Annotated in this window: 14 protein-coding genes; 4 read left to right on the top strand and 10 right to left on the bottom strand. The window is 65.1% G+C overall.

Annotated elements, in window-relative coordinates:
* Nucleotides 1-15: 15 nt before the first annotated feature.
* The 5 genes from ACSQ3Z_RS23420 to ACSQ3Z_RS23400 all read right to left on the bottom strand — a co-directional run bounded on the left by ACSQ3Z_RS23420 (nt 16) and on the right by ACSQ3Z_RS23400 (nt 5,173).
* Nucleotides 16-1,296, bottom strand: a complete 1,281-nt coding sequence (locus ACSQ3Z_RS23420; RefSeq protein WP_436173626.1) for a glycosyltransferase — start codon at nt 1,294-1,296, stop codon at nt 16-18.
* A gap of 12 nt (nt 1,297-1,308) precedes the next feature.
* Entirely contained in the window at nt 1,309-2,382 is a 1,074-nt protein-coding gene (locus ACSQ3Z_RS23415; RefSeq protein WP_436173625.1) for an ABC transporter ATP-binding protein, read from the bottom strand.
* Nucleotides 2,379-3,173, bottom strand: a complete 795-nt coding sequence (locus tag ACSQ3Z_RS23410) for an ABC transporter permease (protein WP_436173624.1) — start codon at nt 3,171-3,173, stop codon at nt 2,379-2,381. Before ACSQ3Z_RS23410 ends, ACSQ3Z_RS23415 begins: the two co-directional genes overlap by 4 nt.
* Entirely contained in the window at nt 3,166-4,008 is an 843-nt protein-coding gene (locus tag ACSQ3Z_RS23405; RefSeq protein WP_436173969.1) for an ABC transporter permease, read from the bottom strand. The genes ACSQ3Z_RS23410 and ACSQ3Z_RS23405 overlap by 8 nt, the downstream gene beginning before the upstream one ends.
* Before the next feature lie 100 nt (nt 4,009-4,108).
* Nucleotides 4,109-5,173, bottom strand: a complete 1,065-nt coding sequence (locus ACSQ3Z_RS23400; RefSeq protein ID WP_436173623.1) for a polyamine ABC transporter substrate-binding protein — start codon at nt 5,171-5,173, stop codon at nt 4,109-4,111.
* Between the two features lie 228 nt (nt 5,174-5,401).
* Between ACSQ3Z_RS23400 and ACSQ3Z_RS23395 the strand changes: the two genes are divergently transcribed.
* The 4 genes from ACSQ3Z_RS23395 to ACSQ3Z_RS23380 are packed head-to-tail and all read left to right on the top strand — an operon-like array spanning nt 5,402 to nt 10,316.
* Nucleotides 5,402-6,340, top strand: coding sequence for a GntR family transcriptional regulator (locus ACSQ3Z_RS23395; RefSeq protein WP_436173622.1), 939 nt, complete (start codon nt 5,402-5,404; stop codon nt 6,338-6,340).
* An 11-nt stretch (nt 6,341-6,351) separates the two neighbouring features.
* Nucleotides 6,352-7,635, top strand: a complete 1,284-nt coding sequence (locus ACSQ3Z_RS23390) for a glycosyltransferase (RefSeq protein ID WP_436173621.1) — start codon at nt 6,352-6,354, stop codon at nt 7,633-7,635.
* A gap of 6 nt (nt 7,636-7,641) precedes the next feature.
* Nucleotides 7,642-9,027 carry a glutamine synthetase family protein gene (locus tag ACSQ3Z_RS23385; RefSeq protein WP_436173620.1) on the top strand — a complete coding sequence of 462 codons (1,386 nt, stop codon included), beginning with the start codon at nt 7,642-7,644 and terminating at the stop codon, nt 9,025-9,027.
* Nucleotides 9,027-10,316 carry an NAD(P)/FAD-dependent oxidoreductase gene (locus ACSQ3Z_RS23380; RefSeq protein ID WP_436173619.1) on the top strand — a complete coding sequence of 430 codons (1,290 nt, stop codon included), beginning with the start codon at nt 9,027-9,029 and terminating at the stop codon, nt 10,314-10,316. The genes ACSQ3Z_RS23385 and ACSQ3Z_RS23380 overlap by 1 nt, the downstream gene beginning before the upstream one ends.
* A gap of 39 nt (nt 10,317-10,355) precedes the next feature.
* Here the strand turns inward: ACSQ3Z_RS23380 and ACSQ3Z_RS23375 are convergent, their stop codons facing one another.
* From ACSQ3Z_RS23375 to ACSQ3Z_RS23355, 5 genes are read right to left on the bottom strand one after another with little or no spacing between them, the layout of a single operon-like run.
* On the bottom strand, nt 10,356-10,862 hold the full coding sequence (locus ACSQ3Z_RS23375) for an L-2-amino-thiazoline-4-carboxylic acid hydrolase (RefSeq protein WP_436173618.1): 507 nt from the start codon (nt 10,860-10,862) through the stop codon (nt 10,356-10,358).
* A complete protein-coding gene (locus ACSQ3Z_RS23370) occupies nt 10,859-11,644 on the bottom strand; it encodes an ABC transporter ATP-binding protein (protein ID WP_436173617.1) in 786 nt (261 codons plus the stop codon). The genes ACSQ3Z_RS23375 and ACSQ3Z_RS23370 overlap by 4 nt, the downstream gene beginning before the upstream one ends.
* Nucleotides 11,641-12,501, bottom strand: a complete 861-nt coding sequence (locus ACSQ3Z_RS23365) for an ABC transporter ATP-binding protein (protein ID WP_436173616.1) — start codon at nt 12,499-12,501, stop codon at nt 11,641-11,643. The genes ACSQ3Z_RS23370 and ACSQ3Z_RS23365 overlap by 4 nt, the downstream gene beginning before the upstream one ends.
* Nucleotides 12,498-13,328 (bottom strand): ABC transporter permease, encoded by an 831-nt coding sequence (locus tag ACSQ3Z_RS23360; protein ID WP_436173615.1) that lies wholly within the window; start codon nt 13,326-13,328, stop codon nt 12,498-12,500. Before ACSQ3Z_RS23360 ends, ACSQ3Z_RS23365 begins: the two co-directional genes overlap by 4 nt.
* A complete protein-coding gene (locus tag ACSQ3Z_RS23355) occupies nt 13,325-14,326 on the bottom strand; it encodes an ABC transporter permease (RefSeq protein ID WP_436173614.1) in 1,002 nt (333 codons plus the stop codon). Before ACSQ3Z_RS23355 ends, ACSQ3Z_RS23360 begins: the two co-directional genes overlap by 4 nt.
* Nucleotides 14,327-14,339: the final 13 nt, after the last annotated feature.

Genomic DNA, 14,339 nt, shown 5'->3' with positions numbered 1-14,339 from the left:
CTCCGCTGGCAAACGTCATGCTCTCAGCAGCCTCTCCAACAGCCCGGCCGCCTTCTCCGGGCCGTTCTGCGACTGCATCTGCGCCGAGGTCTTGGCCAGCTTGGCCTTCATCGCCGGATCGGTCAGGCAGGTCTCGATCTTGGCGATCAGCTCGGCATCGCTCCAGTCGTAGCGGGGCATGCCGAAACCGCTGCCGATCTCGCCGGCCCGGGTGGCGTTGTCGTGGCCGTCCCAGACATAGGGCATGATGATGGCCGGCCTGCCGAAATAGAGGCACTCGGTGAACGAGTTGTTGCCGCCATGGTGGATCACGGCATCGACCTGCGGGATGACCGAAGGCTGCGGGAACCAGCTCTCGACGATGACGTTACCAGGCACGTCCGTGTACTGGTCCTTGTAGCCGCCGACATTGACCAACGCGCGGTAGCGCGTCTTGCCCAGCGTGGCGATGATGCGCTTCAGCAGGTCGACATCGCCGGCGCCCAAGCTGCCGAAGGAGACATAGAGCAGCGGCCCGTCATTGTTCTTGGCGAAGGTTGGCACGGTGTAGGGCTTTTCCTGCCGCACGCAGCCTTCGAGATACTGGAATTTTGTCGGATCGAGCGGATGGCGGCGCTTGAATTTCGCCGCTTCGGGATAAAGCAACAGGTTGAGATAAGGCGAGGCCTCGAAGAACTGGCCGATTGGATAGGGCGCCTCATTGTTGGCAGCGAGGAAGGCGTTGAAGTCGTCATGGATCGGCTTGATGACAGCGTTGAAATGATCGCGGTAGCGCTGATGCCCGGCATGGTCGTTCTCGCCACAGCCGGAGAGGTGCGGCGGGATGTCCTCGTCCTCGATCTCGTTTTCCGAGCAGGAAATGACGCGCACCCAGGGCTTGCCGTACTGCTTGATCGCCGGGAACAGGATGACGTTGTCGACGCAGATGACATCGGGCTTGATCGCCGCGAGCACGCCGGGGAGGTCTTTCTGCGCCCATTTGGCGCTGTCGACGATCGCCGTCCAGCAATCCTTCACATAATTGTCGACCTGGTCGTAGGGCGATTTGCGAAAGTTCGGGATGTGGCCGTTGATGAAGTCCTCCCAGAACTTGGCCATTTGCTCCGGCGGCATCGGCTCCGACAGGTTCACCGGATGGGCCTCGAAACCATAACCTTTGTAGACATCGACGAAGCCGGGGTCGGACAGGAACACAGCCTTGTGGCCGCGCGCCTCGACCGCCTGGGCGATGCCGACGGAATTGAGCGCCGGGCCAAAGGCCGCCTCGGGAAAAAACGCGATCGTCTTCTGCGCCATCAAGCTTCTCCTTCAATCTGCGAAAATTCTGACGTCGGCGGCATCCCAGCCGAGTTCGATTGTGTCGCCTGCCGAGACCGGCCGGCGGTCGGCGGCATCGGCAGTGACGCGCACCAGGAACGGCTTTGGCGACAAAGCGGTGCTGACGTGCAGCTGCAGATCGAGCCCCTGATACGCCAGCGCTTCGACCGTGCCGGCGATGCGGTTGGCCGTCTGAGCCTGTGGGAACAACCGGATACGCTCGGGCCGCACCGATGCCACCGCCGCAGCACCAGGCGAAAGTGTTGTGGGGACCTTGCCCGTGACCCGCGAACCGTTGGCCGCCAGCACGCCATCGGCGGTCGCCTTGCCGGGCACGAAATTCATCACGCCGATGAAGTCGGCGACGAAGCGGTCGGCAGGATGTTCGTAGATCGCGTGCGGCGTGTCGCATTGCAGCAGCCGGCCATCCTTCAGCACCGCCATGCGGTCGGCCATGACCAGCGATTCCTCCTGGTCGTGGGTGACGATGACGAAGGTGATGCCGACCTCGTGCTGCAGGCGCTTCAATTCGAGCTGCATGGCGCCCCGCAGTTTCTTGTCGAGCGCGCCGAGCGGCTCGTCGAGCAACAGCAGCCGCGGCCGCTTGACCAGCGCCCGGGCGAGCGCGACGCGCTGCTTCTGGCCGCCCGACAATTGCTCCGGCTTGCGGTCGGCGAAGGGGACAAGTTCGGTCGTCGCCAGGATGGCGTCGACGCGGGTGCGGATTTCGGCCGCCGGCAAGCGCTCCATCTCCAGGCCGTAGGAGACATTGGCCCTGACGCTCATATGCGGAAACAGCGCATAGGACTGGAACATCAGATTGACCGGCCGCTTGTTGGGCGGAGTTCTGGCGATGTCGCGTCCGTCGAGCAGGATGCGCCCGTCATTGGGCGTCTCGAAGCCGGCCAGCATGCGCAACAGCGTGGTCTTGCCGCAGCCGGAAGGACCGAGCAGCGCGAAGAACTCGTTCTCGCGGATGTCGAGGGAAATGCCGTCGACGGCGGTCACCCGACCGAAATTCTTCGACACCTTGTCGATGGCCAGCAGCGTGCGCGGTTCGCTCATTGGCCGATCACTCCGCGGTTGAGCCGCTGCGACAGGGTCAGCGCGGTGATCGAGACCGCCATGACGATGGTCGCCAGCGCGTTGATCTCGGGCGTGATGCCGAAACGGATCATCGCGTAGATCTGCATCGGCAGCGTGGTCGAGGCGCGCCCGGCGCCGGCAGTGAAGAAGGCGATGATGAACTCGTCGACCGAAAGGGTGAAGGCAAGCAGCGCGCCGGCGATCACTGCCGGCAGGATGACCGGGAGCGTCACGCGCCTGAAGGTGGTGAGCGCGGAGGCGCCAAGGTCAGCCGAGGCTTCGACAATCGACCAATCAAAACTCTTCAGCCGCGCGCGCACCACCGAACAGACGAAGGCGAGATTGAAGACGACATGGGCAAGGATGATGGTGTGCAGGCCCATGGTGAGGTTGAGCATCGAGAAGAACGAGAGCAGCGCGATGGCCAGCACGATGTCGGGGATGATCATCGGCGCGAAGATCAACGCCTCCAGCCCCTTGCCGTACTGCCGGCGCATCTCGACGCCGATCGCCAGCAGCGTGCCGAGTAGGGTGGCGATGACGGTCGAGACCAGCGCCACGATCAGTGTGTTGAGGGCAGCCTGCAGGATCGCCGCATTGCCGGCGAGCGAGGCATACCATTTCAGCGAAAAGCCCGACCATGCCGTCGGCAGCCCGCCTTCGTTGAAGGAAAGCGCCACCAGCACGGCGATCGGGATGTAGAGGAAGGCGAAGACGAGCGACAGCACGAGCCAGAGCGCGCGCCGCGTGCCGGGGGAACGCTCAGCCATTAGCGCCTCCGCTGGCTTCCGCCGCGCGGCCAGCGGCGCGATCGGCGAGCAGCGCCTGCGTCATAAGAACCAGCAACATGATGGCGATCAGTGCCATGGCGAGTGCGGCGCCAAAGGGCCAGTCATTGGCGGTCAGGAACTGGTCATAGACGAGGTTGCCGATCATCTGGAAACGGCCGCCGCCAAGCAGGGCCGGCGTGACGAAATTGCCGATCGACAGCACGAAGACGAAGACCGCGCCGGCGGCGATGCCGGGCACGGTCAGTGGCAGGATAACCCGCCGAAATGTGGTGAGGGCGGACGCGCCGAGGTCGCGCGAGGCTTCGGCGAGTTCCGGATTGAGGCGCGACAGCGGCGCGTAGCAGGCGAGGATGACGAAGGGCAGGTAGTTGTAGACCAGGCCGGCAATGACGGCACCTTCGGTGTAGAGCATCGACGGCGGTTCGCCGGTATAGCCGAACCAGCGCAACAGCTGGGTGATCAGGCCCTCGCGGTTGAGCAGCACGATCCAGGCATAGGTGCGGATCAGGTAGTTCGACCAGAACGGTAGCACGGCGAAGAACAGGAACACGGGCTGCAGCCGGCGGGGGGCGGCCGATATGGCATAGGCGGCGGCATAGCCGATGATGACGGCGATGAGCGTGGCCGTGCCGGCGATGCGCGCCGAATTGAGGAAGATGCCGGCATAGAGCGGGTCGAGCACCAGCCCGAAATTCTCCAGCGTGAATGTGTATTCGATGCCGCCATAGATGCCGCGCCGGAAGAAGGCGAGCGCCAGCACCAGCGCGCAAGGCACCACCATCAGGGCGGTCAGCCAGGCCAGCGCCGGCGCCATCAGCAAGGAGGAGCGAAGTCTGGTTTGGGACACGATTGCGAACCGCATTCGGCGGCCGACGGTGGATGTCCGCCGTCGGCCGTGATCAGTTTGATGCCGCCTACTGTGCGGCTTTGATCTCGCTGACGATCTTCGAATAGTCGCGCTGGGCGTCGCCGACGTCGCGCAGCTGCTCGAACTTGACCAGGTCGGCCACCGGCATCGCCATGTTGGGGAATTTGGCCAGGAAATCGGCCGGCAGGCTTTCCATGGCCGGCTTGTTCGGCACCTTGTAGTCGATATTCTGCGCCGCCCAGGCGTGGTTCTTGGCGTCGAGCATGAAATTTATGAACTGGAAGGCGGCGTCCTTGTTCCCGGAAGCTTTCATCACCACCATCGTGTCGACCCAGAGGTCGGAACCTTCCTTCGGGATGACGTATTTGATCTCGGGCTTCTCGGCGATGCCGTAATTGCACCAGCCGTCCCAGGCCTGCACCATCAGCGCCTCGCCCGATACCAGCTTGGAGTAGAAGGTGGTGTCGTCATAGGCGAGCAAGGTCTTCTTGGCCGAGATCAGCAGGTCCTTCACCTCAGCCATCTTGGCCGGATCGGTCTCGTTGACGGAAAATCCCTTGTTAAGCTGGCCGGCGGCGAGCAGCCAGCGGTCGGTCGCCAGCATGGTGGTCTTGCCCTTGAGGTCGTCGGACGGGGCGAGCAGATCGCTCCAGCTGGTCGGCGCCGTCTTAACCAGATCCGAGCGGTAGCAGAGGCCGGTGGTTCCCCAAGTGTAAGGCACGGAAAAGGCATTGCCGACATCGTGCGGCAGCTTGGTTGCTTCCGGATAGAGGTTGGCGAGGTTGGGGACCTTGGCGTGGTCGATCGGCTCGGTCAGGCCGAGCTTATTCAGCACCTCGGCGAAGGGCGAGGAGACGAAGACCACATCATAGCCCTTGCCACCGGAGGCGACGAGCTTGCCCATGATCTCCTCATTGGTGGCATGCACGACGACCTCGCCGGAAACGCCGGTCGCGGTCTTGAAGGCGGCCATGGCATCGGGCGCCATGTAGCCGTCCCAGTTGGAGATGACGAGGTCGGCCGCGGCGGCCGGCGCCGACAGCGCCAGCGCAAGGCCAAGCGCGATTGAAGACATTGTGTACGAACGGTGCCGCAAAGCGGTGGCGGTCATGACAGACTCCCATTCCGGTTGATCGTCGAATTCGTTTTGGGATCGGCGTTCGCGGTTCTGCCGCAGCCTCGATCCTGTTCCCCGGTCTTTTTTCTCGCCGATTGCAATGACAGTACTATTGCAGAAAAAAGTACGTCAATCCATAATTTGACAGATGGCTAGGGAATCTGGCCGATTGCGTTCGCGATCGGCCAACCATGGCGGTCACGTCCGTTCACGAGACTAATCATGCAAGCGGCAGCCAGACGACCTCGCACCAACCATCTCGACCTCGCCCAGCGCATCCTGGATGTCGCCCGGCAGCGCGGCTTCGAGCCCGGCGCGCATCTGCCCGAACAGCAGATTGCCTCGCTCTGCAATGTCTCGCGGACGCCGGTGCGGGCGGCGTTGCGCCTGCTCACCGAACAGGGCGTGGTGCGCTGGGAGGCCGCTACCGGCTATCGTCTGGTTGCCGACCTCACCGCGCAAGCCGCCGTTGCCGCGGAATTGCCTGTCACGGCTGAGGACGAACTGGCCGAGGCGATCCTGCGCGACCGTTCGGCGCGGCGGCTGGACCAGACGGTGACCGTCGTCGGCTTGATGCGGCGCTATGAAGCTGAACGCAAGACGGTACTAAAAGCGCTTCAGAGACTGACAGAGGAGAATCTCGTCGATCGCGCGCCGGGTCAATCCTGGCTGTTTCGCCGTGCGCCCGACGATCCGGAGGCACAAGGCGAGAGCTACGAGTTCCGGTTGCTGCTGGAGCCAGCCGCCATTCTGACACCGGGGTTCCGGCTGGATGGAGCTCGCGCGGCAGCACTGCGCCTGGGCATGGAAGCACTGGCAACGCTACCAGATGCGGCATTCGACACCAGGGAGTTCCAGCGGCTGGATATCGAGTTCCACGGCATGATCGCCGATGGTTCCGCCAACCGCTTCGTTGCCGACGCGCTGTCGGACCACCTCAGGCTGCGCCGGCTGCCGGGAACCTATGCCGGTGTGAACGTCTTCCGGCTGAAGCAGTCGCTGCGCGAGCACCTCACCATGCTCGACCATCTGGAAAGCCGGCAATATGAGGTTGCCGCCGACCTGCTGCGCGTGCATCTGAGACTCTCTCGCAGCCAGCGGCCGCAAGCGGCCAGTCGCGGCGCGCCCGCACTGTTCGGCATGATCAGCCGGCCAGATTGACGAGGATCATTTTGACGCGCAAAGCCAGCCCGACCATCGCGCTGTTTCCCGAAGCAAGCTTCGGCGCCGCGCTGAATTGCGTCGGCATCGCGCAGGCGTTGCGCGCTCGCGGCGCGCGGCCGGTGTTCATCTGCCATGCCGGTTTTTCCGGTGTCTTTGCCGACTACGGTTTTCAGGAATACCAGCTGCCGACCGACGATCCGCTGAGCGACAGCGAGCGGCAGAGCTACTGGCAGGCTTTCGTACGCCGGCATCTGCCGCATTTCCGGCTGAGCCCGATCGACCAGCTCGAAACCTATGTCGCCCCGACTTGGCAGGCGATCGTCGACACCGCGGTCAATGCCGAAGCGCCGCTGCGCCAATTGCTGGGGCGGCTGAAGCCGGACGCCGTTGTGCTCGACAATGTCATCATGTTTCCAGCTCTGGCCGGCGCCGGCTGCCCCTGGGTGCGCGTCGTTTCCTGCGCCGAGACCGAGTTGCCCGACGCGGAGGTGCCGCCCTATCTCTCCGGCCTTGCCGCTGACGATCCAGGCCGCGAGGCATTCGAGGCGCGCTACCTCTCGGCAGTGGCGGCGGCGCATGAGCGGTTCAACCGGCTGCGCGCCGATGCGGGCCTGGCGCCACTGCCGAAAGGGCCGTTCCTGGAGGCGTCGCCCGATCTCAATTTGCTGCTGACGCCGACCATCGTGCGCCGCGAGCGCGCCACGCCGCTCGACCCCGAGCGCTTCATCTATCTCGAAGGCTGTGTGCGCTCGGAAGGGCCGTTCGAGGTGCCGGTCTTCCCGCGCAATGGCGGACCGCTGGTCTATGTCAGCTTTGGCAGCCTGGGCGCCATGGATGTCGGGCTGATCCAGCGCATGCTTGCCGTGTTCGACAGGTTGCCGGCGCGCTTCATCGTCAATGTCGGCGGCCTGCGCGACGCCTATCGCGCGGTGCCCGACAATGTCTATCTCGATGCCTGGTTCCCGCAGCCATCGGTGGTGGCGAAGTCGGACCTGTTCATCCACCATGGCGGCAACAACAGCTTTTGCGAGGCGCTGCGCTTCGGCGTGCCGTCGCTGATCATGCCCTATTGCTGGGACGGGCACGACAATGCGCAACGCGCCGGCGAGACCGGTGTCGGCGATCATATAGGCCGTGACGGCTGGACTGAAGGAGTATTGGAGAGAGCCATTCTCGGCCTGCTGGCCGACGATGCAATGCGCGCCCGCCTGAAGGAAAATGCAGCGCAAATGGCGCTGAAACCCGGAACGGATGCGGCCGCGGAAGCCATACTCTCTCTGATACGGACATGAACCGAAATGCCTGACAATCACTCAACCATCACGTCGCCCTTGAGCGGCACCAACGATCCAAAAAGCTGGCTGGCCGCGCATGCGATCAGCGAAGTCGAGTGCCTGGTGCCCGACTTGAACGGCGTGCTGCGCGGCAAGGCCTTGCCGGCAGCCAAGTTCCTCAAGGCGCTGGAGGACCGTGCGCTCTATCTGCCGAGCAGCGCCTTCCTGGTCAGCATCGATGGCCGCTATTCCGGCTCGATCGACGAGGGTTTTGCTTATTCGGACCCGGACATGCGGATGGTGCCGGATGTTTCCACGCTCTGCCTGGCGCCCGGTGCCGGTGCGGGGAAGGCCTATGTGTTTGCCGATGCCTTCCACATGGACGACCGTCCGTGGATGGCCTCGCCGCGTCATGTGCTGCGCGCGGTGCTCGATCTCTATCGCCGACGCGGCTGGCGGGCAGTGGTGGCGCCGGAGCTCGAATTTTACCTCACGGCGCCCAATCCCGATCCTGACCGGCCGCTGACCGCACCGGTCGGCAGCAATGGTCGCACTGAAACCGTGCAGCACCCATACGACATGGCGGCGCTGGAGGAGTTCGAACCGGTTATCCGGCGCATCTATGATTACGCCGCGGCGGCCGGATTACCGCTCGACACGCTGATCCATGAATCCGGCACAGCGCAGCTCGAGATCAATTTCCTGCACGGCGATGCGCTGCCCCTGGCCGACAAGGTGCTGCTGTTCAAAAGGATGACGCGGCAAGCCGCGCAGCAGTGCGGCATGCACGCCACCTTCATGGCCAAGCCGATCGCAGCGCAGGCCGGCAGTTCGATGCATCTGCACATGTCGGTCATCGACGAGGCCGGCAATACACTGTTTGCCAGCGCCGATGATGCCGATACCGAAATGTTCGGCCATTTCATCGGTGGCCTGCAGAAATATGTCCCCGAGATCATGCCGCTGTTTGCGCCGAACGTGAATTCGTACCGGCGCATCCGTCCGAACCACAGCGCGCCGGCCAACATCGAGTGGTCGCACGACAATCGTTCTTGTGGTTTGCGCGTGCCAGCCGGAGGGCGAGCGGCGCGGCGCATAGAAAACCGGCTGCCCGGCGCCGACGCCAATCCCTACCTGGCGATCGCCGGCTCACTGCTCGCCGGCTATCTCGGCGTCGAGGAAAAGATCGCGCGTTCGGCCGAGGCGTCGGGCAATGCCTACAAGATCAAGAGCACGCTGCCGAAAACCATGGAGGAAGCGCTCGGCCGGTTCACCGCATGCGACCCAGTGCGGGGGCTGCTCGGCGAGGACTTCTTCCAGTCCTATCTGCGCGTCAAGAGCGTCGAGCTCGATCTGTTCCAGAGCGTCGTAACGAGCTGGGAACGCGACCACCTGCTGCTCAAGGTGTAATGATGGGGTTCAATTCCGGCCTGGATATCGGCAAATCCTATTATGTCGCCACCGCCAACCCGGCGCCGGATCATCCGGCGCTGCAAGGCGATGTAGACGCCGACCTGGTGGTGGTCGGCGGTGGCTGCACCGGCCTGTCGGCGGCGCTTCACGCGGCAGAGCGTGGGCTGAAAGTCGTATTGCTCGAAGGCGGCAAGATCGGCTGGGGCGCATCGGGGCGCAATGGCGGCCAGATGATCCCCGGTTTGCGCAAGGGCGCCAAGGGGCTGGTCAAGGCTTTCGGACCGGAACGGGCGAAAGCGCTGTTCGACCTCGCCTTCGAAGCGCGTGGACTGGTGCTGGACTTCATCGAGCGCCACGCCATCGACTGCGACCTCAGGCTGACCGGCCATCTGGTCGGGGCGGTGAACGGTTCCGATCTCAAGGACCTCGAAGAAGAGGCTGAGTGCCTGGCCAGCGTGATGAAGTTTCGTGACGTGGAGATCTTGTCGGCGCCGGAGGCACGCGGCAAGGTCGACACGCCCTATCATGGGGCGATGTACGAGCCGCTTGGCGGCCACATGCATCCGCTGAACTACACGCTCGGTCTTGCCCGAGCCGCGGTCGCGGCCGGCGTCATCATCCACGAGAATTCGGTGGCCGTGCGGCTGGAACGGGAACCTTCCATCCGGGTCTCGACGGCCAAGGGCTCGGTCCGTGCGAAGCATGTCGTGCTGGCCGGGGATGCGCTGCTGCATGGGCTGGAGCCACGCGTCAACAGCCGCATCATGCCGGTCGGTAACTACATCGTCGCCACCGAGCCGCTGGAGGGCAAGCGCAATGTCATCCCGGCCAATGTCGCGGTGTCCGACACCCGCTTCGTCGTCAATTATTACCGGATGTCGGCGGATGGACGGCTGCTGTTCGGCGGCGGCGAGCGCTACACGCCGTCACCGCCGGCCGACATTGCCGGCTTCGTGCGGCCGCATATGGAAAAGACCTTTCCGCAGCTCACCGGTTGCCGCATCGATCACGCCTGGGGCGGGCTGGTCTCGGTGACGACGTCGCGGCTGCCGCATGTCGGGCACTATGGCGAGGTCTATTTCGCGCATGGCTATTCCGGCAAGGGCGTCATCCTGTCGACGCTGTCGGGCAAGCTGCTCGCCGAGGCGATCACCAGCGATTCCTCCCGCCTCGACCTGTTTTCGACGCTGACCCCGCTACCGTTCCCCGGCGGCACAGCGCTGCGCGGGCCGCTCTATGTGCTGGGCATGCTGTGGTACGCGATGCGGGATCGGATCAAGCACTGAGCCTTCGTGCGGGCCAGCGCTGCAGACACTGTGCTGGCCCTAACCGGCATCCCTGTTCGTCAGCGCGATGTGGCAGCAGCCGGACCCGTGGCCCGGCGTCCAGGTGACATTATCGAAACGCACGCCGGTCGCCTCGAACAGGCCGCGGTCGAAGGCGCCGGCGATGCGGCAGAGCGTGGCGAGTTTTTCCTCGCCGACGCCGGCCTCGACCCAGGCGTCCTTCAGCGGGCATCGCCTCACCTTGAAGGCAATGCGATGTTCACTGCGTTCGACATCTGTCGGATACATGCGGCCGCCATCCGGGCTGACGGCCAGAAACGCCTCGCCGATCGCTGGTGCGTCGTTGGGGCTGAAATCGGCGAAGGCTGACGCGGCGACTTCCCGGCCGCGCTGTTCGATGGTGCGGATCATGACTGCTTCAGCTCTTTCGGCGCCTAGTTCTGCCGTCAATTCGTCGAGGAAGAGGCGATAGAGGTCGGCCCGGTTGCGGAAAGCGGAGTCGAGCTCGCGCGACAGGTTCTCGGCTCTGGCTGCGGGGTCGGTCATGGTGCAGCGGTCCTGTGTAACGTCGGCGTCGCCGCCACCAGCGCCTGGCCGATCGCCGATTGCGGAGCATTGATGACGGCGCGGGCATCGCCGCTCTCGGCAATCCGCCCGGCGTCGAGGATGACGATGCGATGGGCAATGGCTCTGACGACGCCGAGATCGTGTGAAATGAACAGATAGGCGATCCGTTCCTCGCGCTGCAGGTCGAGCAGCAATTTGAGGATGTCGCCGCGCACGGAAACGTCGAGCGCCGACACCGCTTCGTCGAGCACGATCAGCGATGGTTTGGTGGCGATGGCGCGGGCAATGGCGACGCGCTGGCGCTGGCCACCGGAGATTTCGTGGATCGCGCGCGGCGCGAGATCGGCATCCAAGCCGACGCGCTCCAGCAGGGCGGCGATGCGGTGCGGGCGCTCGGCGCGGGATGCGATGCCATGGATGCGCAAGGGTTCGTCGAGCACGCGCGCCACTGTGGCGCGCGGGTTGAAGGCGGCGAGCGGATCCTGGAACACCATCTGCAGGCGGGCACGCCGGGCGCGCAAGGCGGCGCCATTCAGGGCGAGGAAATCCCCGCCCTCGAACTGGATGTTGCCGACGTCGGGTTCGATCAGCCGTAACACCAGCCGGGCGATCGTCGATTTGCCGCTGCCGGAAGGTCCGGCCAGCGCCAGCGTCGCTCCGGGTTCGATCGCGAAGGAGACGTCATCGACGGCGGCGATGGTTTTGCCGCCGCGATGGTATCGTTTGGCAAGGCCGGAGACGGTCAACAGCGGACTGCTCATCGCAGCATTCCGGCCTGCCGCAGCAGCGGTTCGGCATCGAGGCCGATATGGGCGTCGAGCAGCGCTCTCGTATAGGCCTGGTGTGGGGTGCTGACGATCTGCGCCGTGGCCCCGAGTTCGACCAGTTCGCCATAACGGAACACGGCGATGCGATCGGCAAGCTCGGCGGCCAGCGCAATGTCGTGGCTGACGAACAGCAGCGTCATGCCGTCCTCGGTCACCAGCCGCCGGATGAGCGATACGATCTCGGCCTGCACGATGGTGTCCAGGGCGCTGGTCGCCTCGTCGGCGATCAGCAGTTTTGGCTCGGCGACGATGGCGGCGGCGATCGCCACACGCTGCTTCTGGCCGCCGGAGAGCTGGTGCGGATAGGCGTGCATGGCGGCGTTGGGGTCGGGCAGGCGGACGCGTTCGAGCAGGGTTTTTGCCCTCGCGCGCGCCTGCGGCCAGTCGAGGCCGAGATGGGTGTGGGCGACTTCGGCGATCTGCTTGCCGACGGTCATGACGGGATCGAGACTGGCCGAGGGGTCCTGGAAGACGAAGCCGATGTCGAGACCACCGAGGGGGACGAATTTGGGTTCGGAAAAGACGGTTTCGGACCTGGGTCGGCGTGCCTTGGCACCCAAGGTTGGCGGCCGTCGCAAGGACCAGTCGATACGACCGCCGATTCCGGCGGAACCCGGCAACAGTCCTGCGATGGCAAGCGCCAGCGTGCTCTTGCCCGAACCGCTCTCGCCGATGACGGCCAGGCGCTCGCCGGCGGCGATGTCGAGGCTGACATTCTTCAGCGCCACCACCTCCGCGCCGTCGCGGCGATAGCGCACCGAGAGATCACGGATCGAGAGCAGCGCCGTCACGACAGGCTCCTCCTTACCGCCGTCGTCTCGACCACGCCTTCGCCGGCAAGATAGACGCCGAGCACCGTCAGCACGAGCGCCACGCCCGGAATGATCGACAGGAACGGCGCGGTGCGCAAAACAGTGCGGCCCTCTGCGATCATGCCGCCCCAGGTGACGCGGTTGGGATCGCCGAGGCCGAGGAACGAAAGCGCAGCTTCAGTGAGGATGGCGGCAGCGACGATCACCGACGACAGCGCCAGCACCGGCGGCAGAGCGTTGGGCAGCACTTCACGAAAGGCGATCTCCAGCGGGTGCATGCCGACGACGCGGGCGCCGGCGACGAAATCCCGCTCACGGATAGAGAGGACTTCGGCGCGCGCGACACGCGCCGGTCCGGTCCATGCGCCGAGCGCAATGGCCACGACGACGACGCCGAGCGAGGGGCCGACGACGCTGACGAAAGCCAGCGCCAGCAGGAAGCCCGGCACGGTCTGGAAAGCGTCGGTGATGCGCATCAGCGCTTCGTCGACGAGGCCGCCGGCGAAGCCGGCCAGCGTGCCGACGATCGCGCCTATGACAAGCGCCGCGGCTGCCGCCGCCAGCCCGACCGCCAGCGAGGTGCGGGCGCCGTGGAACAGTTCGGCCAGCACGTCGCGGCCGAGCCGGTCGGTGCCGAGCGGCAACCCCCAGTCCTGGAAAGGCGGCAGCAGCGCCGGGCCGGCGATGGCCTGCGGATCGCCGGGAAAGAACAGCGAAGCGGAGAGCGCCATGGCAAACAGCGCCGCCAGGATGATCGCGCCGGCGATCGCCTCCGGCGTGCGCAGGAAACGCCGGAACACGCTCACGCGCCAGCCTCGCTCGCGCCGACGCGTGGATCGAGGAAGGCGTAGGCGACGTCGACGAGAAGGTTGATGACGATGACGAGAACTGCGCTGCTGAGAATAATCCCGAGCAGCAATGGGGTATCCCGCGCGGCCACCGCTTCGTGAGCCAGGCGGCCGAGGCCGGGCACGGCAAAGACGCTTTCGATGACGACGCTGCCGCCCAGCATCTGCGCCGATTGCAGGCCGAGCATGGTGACTAAAGGCAGCAGCGCGTTGCGGGCGACATGGGCCAGCACGATGCGGCGGCGCGACAGGCCCCTGGAGCGGGCGGCAAGGACAAAATCCTGCCGCCATGCCTCGGCCATGCCGGCCCGCATCATGCGCAGATAGAGCGCGAGATAGATGAAGCCGAGAGCGGACACCGGCAGGACGAGATGGACGGCGATGTCGGCTGCGCGGGCAAGGCCGGTCTTGTCCGACGCCAGGCTCTCAATGCCGCCAATCGGCAGCCAGCGCAGGTCGACGGCGAAGATGACGATCAGCACCAGCCCGAGCCAGAAGCCGGGCACGGCATAGAGCGCCAGCGAGCCGATGGAGAGGAAGCGGTCGCGAAAGCTGCCAGGTCTGGCGCCGGCATAGATGCCGAGCGCCGATCCGAGGCCGAAGGAGAGCGCGGTGGCGCTGCCCATCAGGATAAGCGTTGTCGGCAGGCGTTCGAGGATGATGTCGCGGATCGGTCGCGAGAAGGTGACGGACTGGCCGAGGTCGAGATGCAGCAGTGCCCAGAGATAGGTGGCAAGCCGCGTCAATTCCGACTGGTCGAGGCCCCAGCGGTGACGCAGCAGTTCGATCATGCCGGCGTCGCCGCCGGTCGAGACGATGTAGGCGTCGACCGCATCGCCGGGTGCTGCTTCCAGCAAAAGGAAGGTGCCGATGACGACGATCAGCAGCACGAAGGTGCTGCCGACGAGACGGCGGCGCAGGAGGGCGAGGGCGCGGGTTTTGCCGCGAATTTTCATCCGCGCGAGTGTG

It is taken from the genome of Mesorhizobium sp. LjNodule214 (assembly GCF_964252735.1).
In the GTDB taxonomy this organism is placed as follows: Bacteria; Pseudomonadota; Alphaproteobacteria; order Rhizobiales; family Rhizobiaceae; genus Mesorhizobium.
Note: the sequence above shows the minus strand (reverse complement) of the source record. Positions and strands in the feature narration are given on the sequence as shown.

Bases quoted from the DNA above. Each gene is read 5' to 3' on its own strand.
- ACSQ3Z_RS23395 (WP_436173622.1), top strand. From the start codon at position 5,402: ATGCAAGCGGCAGCCAGACGACCTCGCACCAACCATCTCGACCTCGCC.
- ACSQ3Z_RS23410 (WP_436173624.1), bottom strand. From the start codon at position 3,173: ATGGCTGAGCGTTCCCCCGGCACGCGGCGCGCGCTCTGGCTCGTGCTG.
- ACSQ3Z_RS23400 (WP_436173623.1), bottom strand. From the start codon at position 5,173: ATGACCGCCACCGCTTTGCGGCACCGTTCGTACACAATGTCTTCAATC.
- ACSQ3Z_RS23385 (WP_436173620.1), top strand. From the start codon at position 7,642: ATGCCTGACAATCACTCAACCATCACGTCGCCCTTGAGCGGCACCAAC.
- ACSQ3Z_RS23415 (WP_436173625.1), bottom strand. From the start codon at position 2,382: ATGAGCGAACCGCGCACGCTGCTGGCCATCGACAAGGTGTCGAAGAAT.
- ACSQ3Z_RS23370 (WP_436173617.1), bottom strand. From the start codon at position 11,644: ATGAGCAGTCCGCTGTTGACCGTCTCCGGCCTTGCCAAACGATACCAT.
- ACSQ3Z_RS23380 (WP_436173619.1), top strand. From the start codon at position 9,027: ATGATGGGGTTCAATTCCGGCCTGGATATCGGCAAATCCTATTATGTC.
- ACSQ3Z_RS23355 (WP_436173614.1), bottom strand. From the start codon at position 14,326: ATGAAAATTCGCGGCAAAACCCGCGCCCTCGCCCTCCTGCGCCGCCGT.
- ACSQ3Z_RS23405 (WP_436173969.1), bottom strand. From the start codon at position 4,008: ATGGCGCCGGCGCTGGCCTGGCTGACCGCCCTGATGGTGGTGCCTTGC.
- ACSQ3Z_RS23375 (WP_436173618.1), bottom strand. From the start codon at position 10,862: ATGACCGACCCCGCAGCCAGAGCCGAGAACCTGTCGCGCGAGCTCGAC.
- ACSQ3Z_RS23420 (WP_436173626.1), bottom strand. From the start codon at position 1,296: ATGGCGCAGAAGACGATCGCGTTTTTTCCCGAGGCGGCCTTTGGCCCG.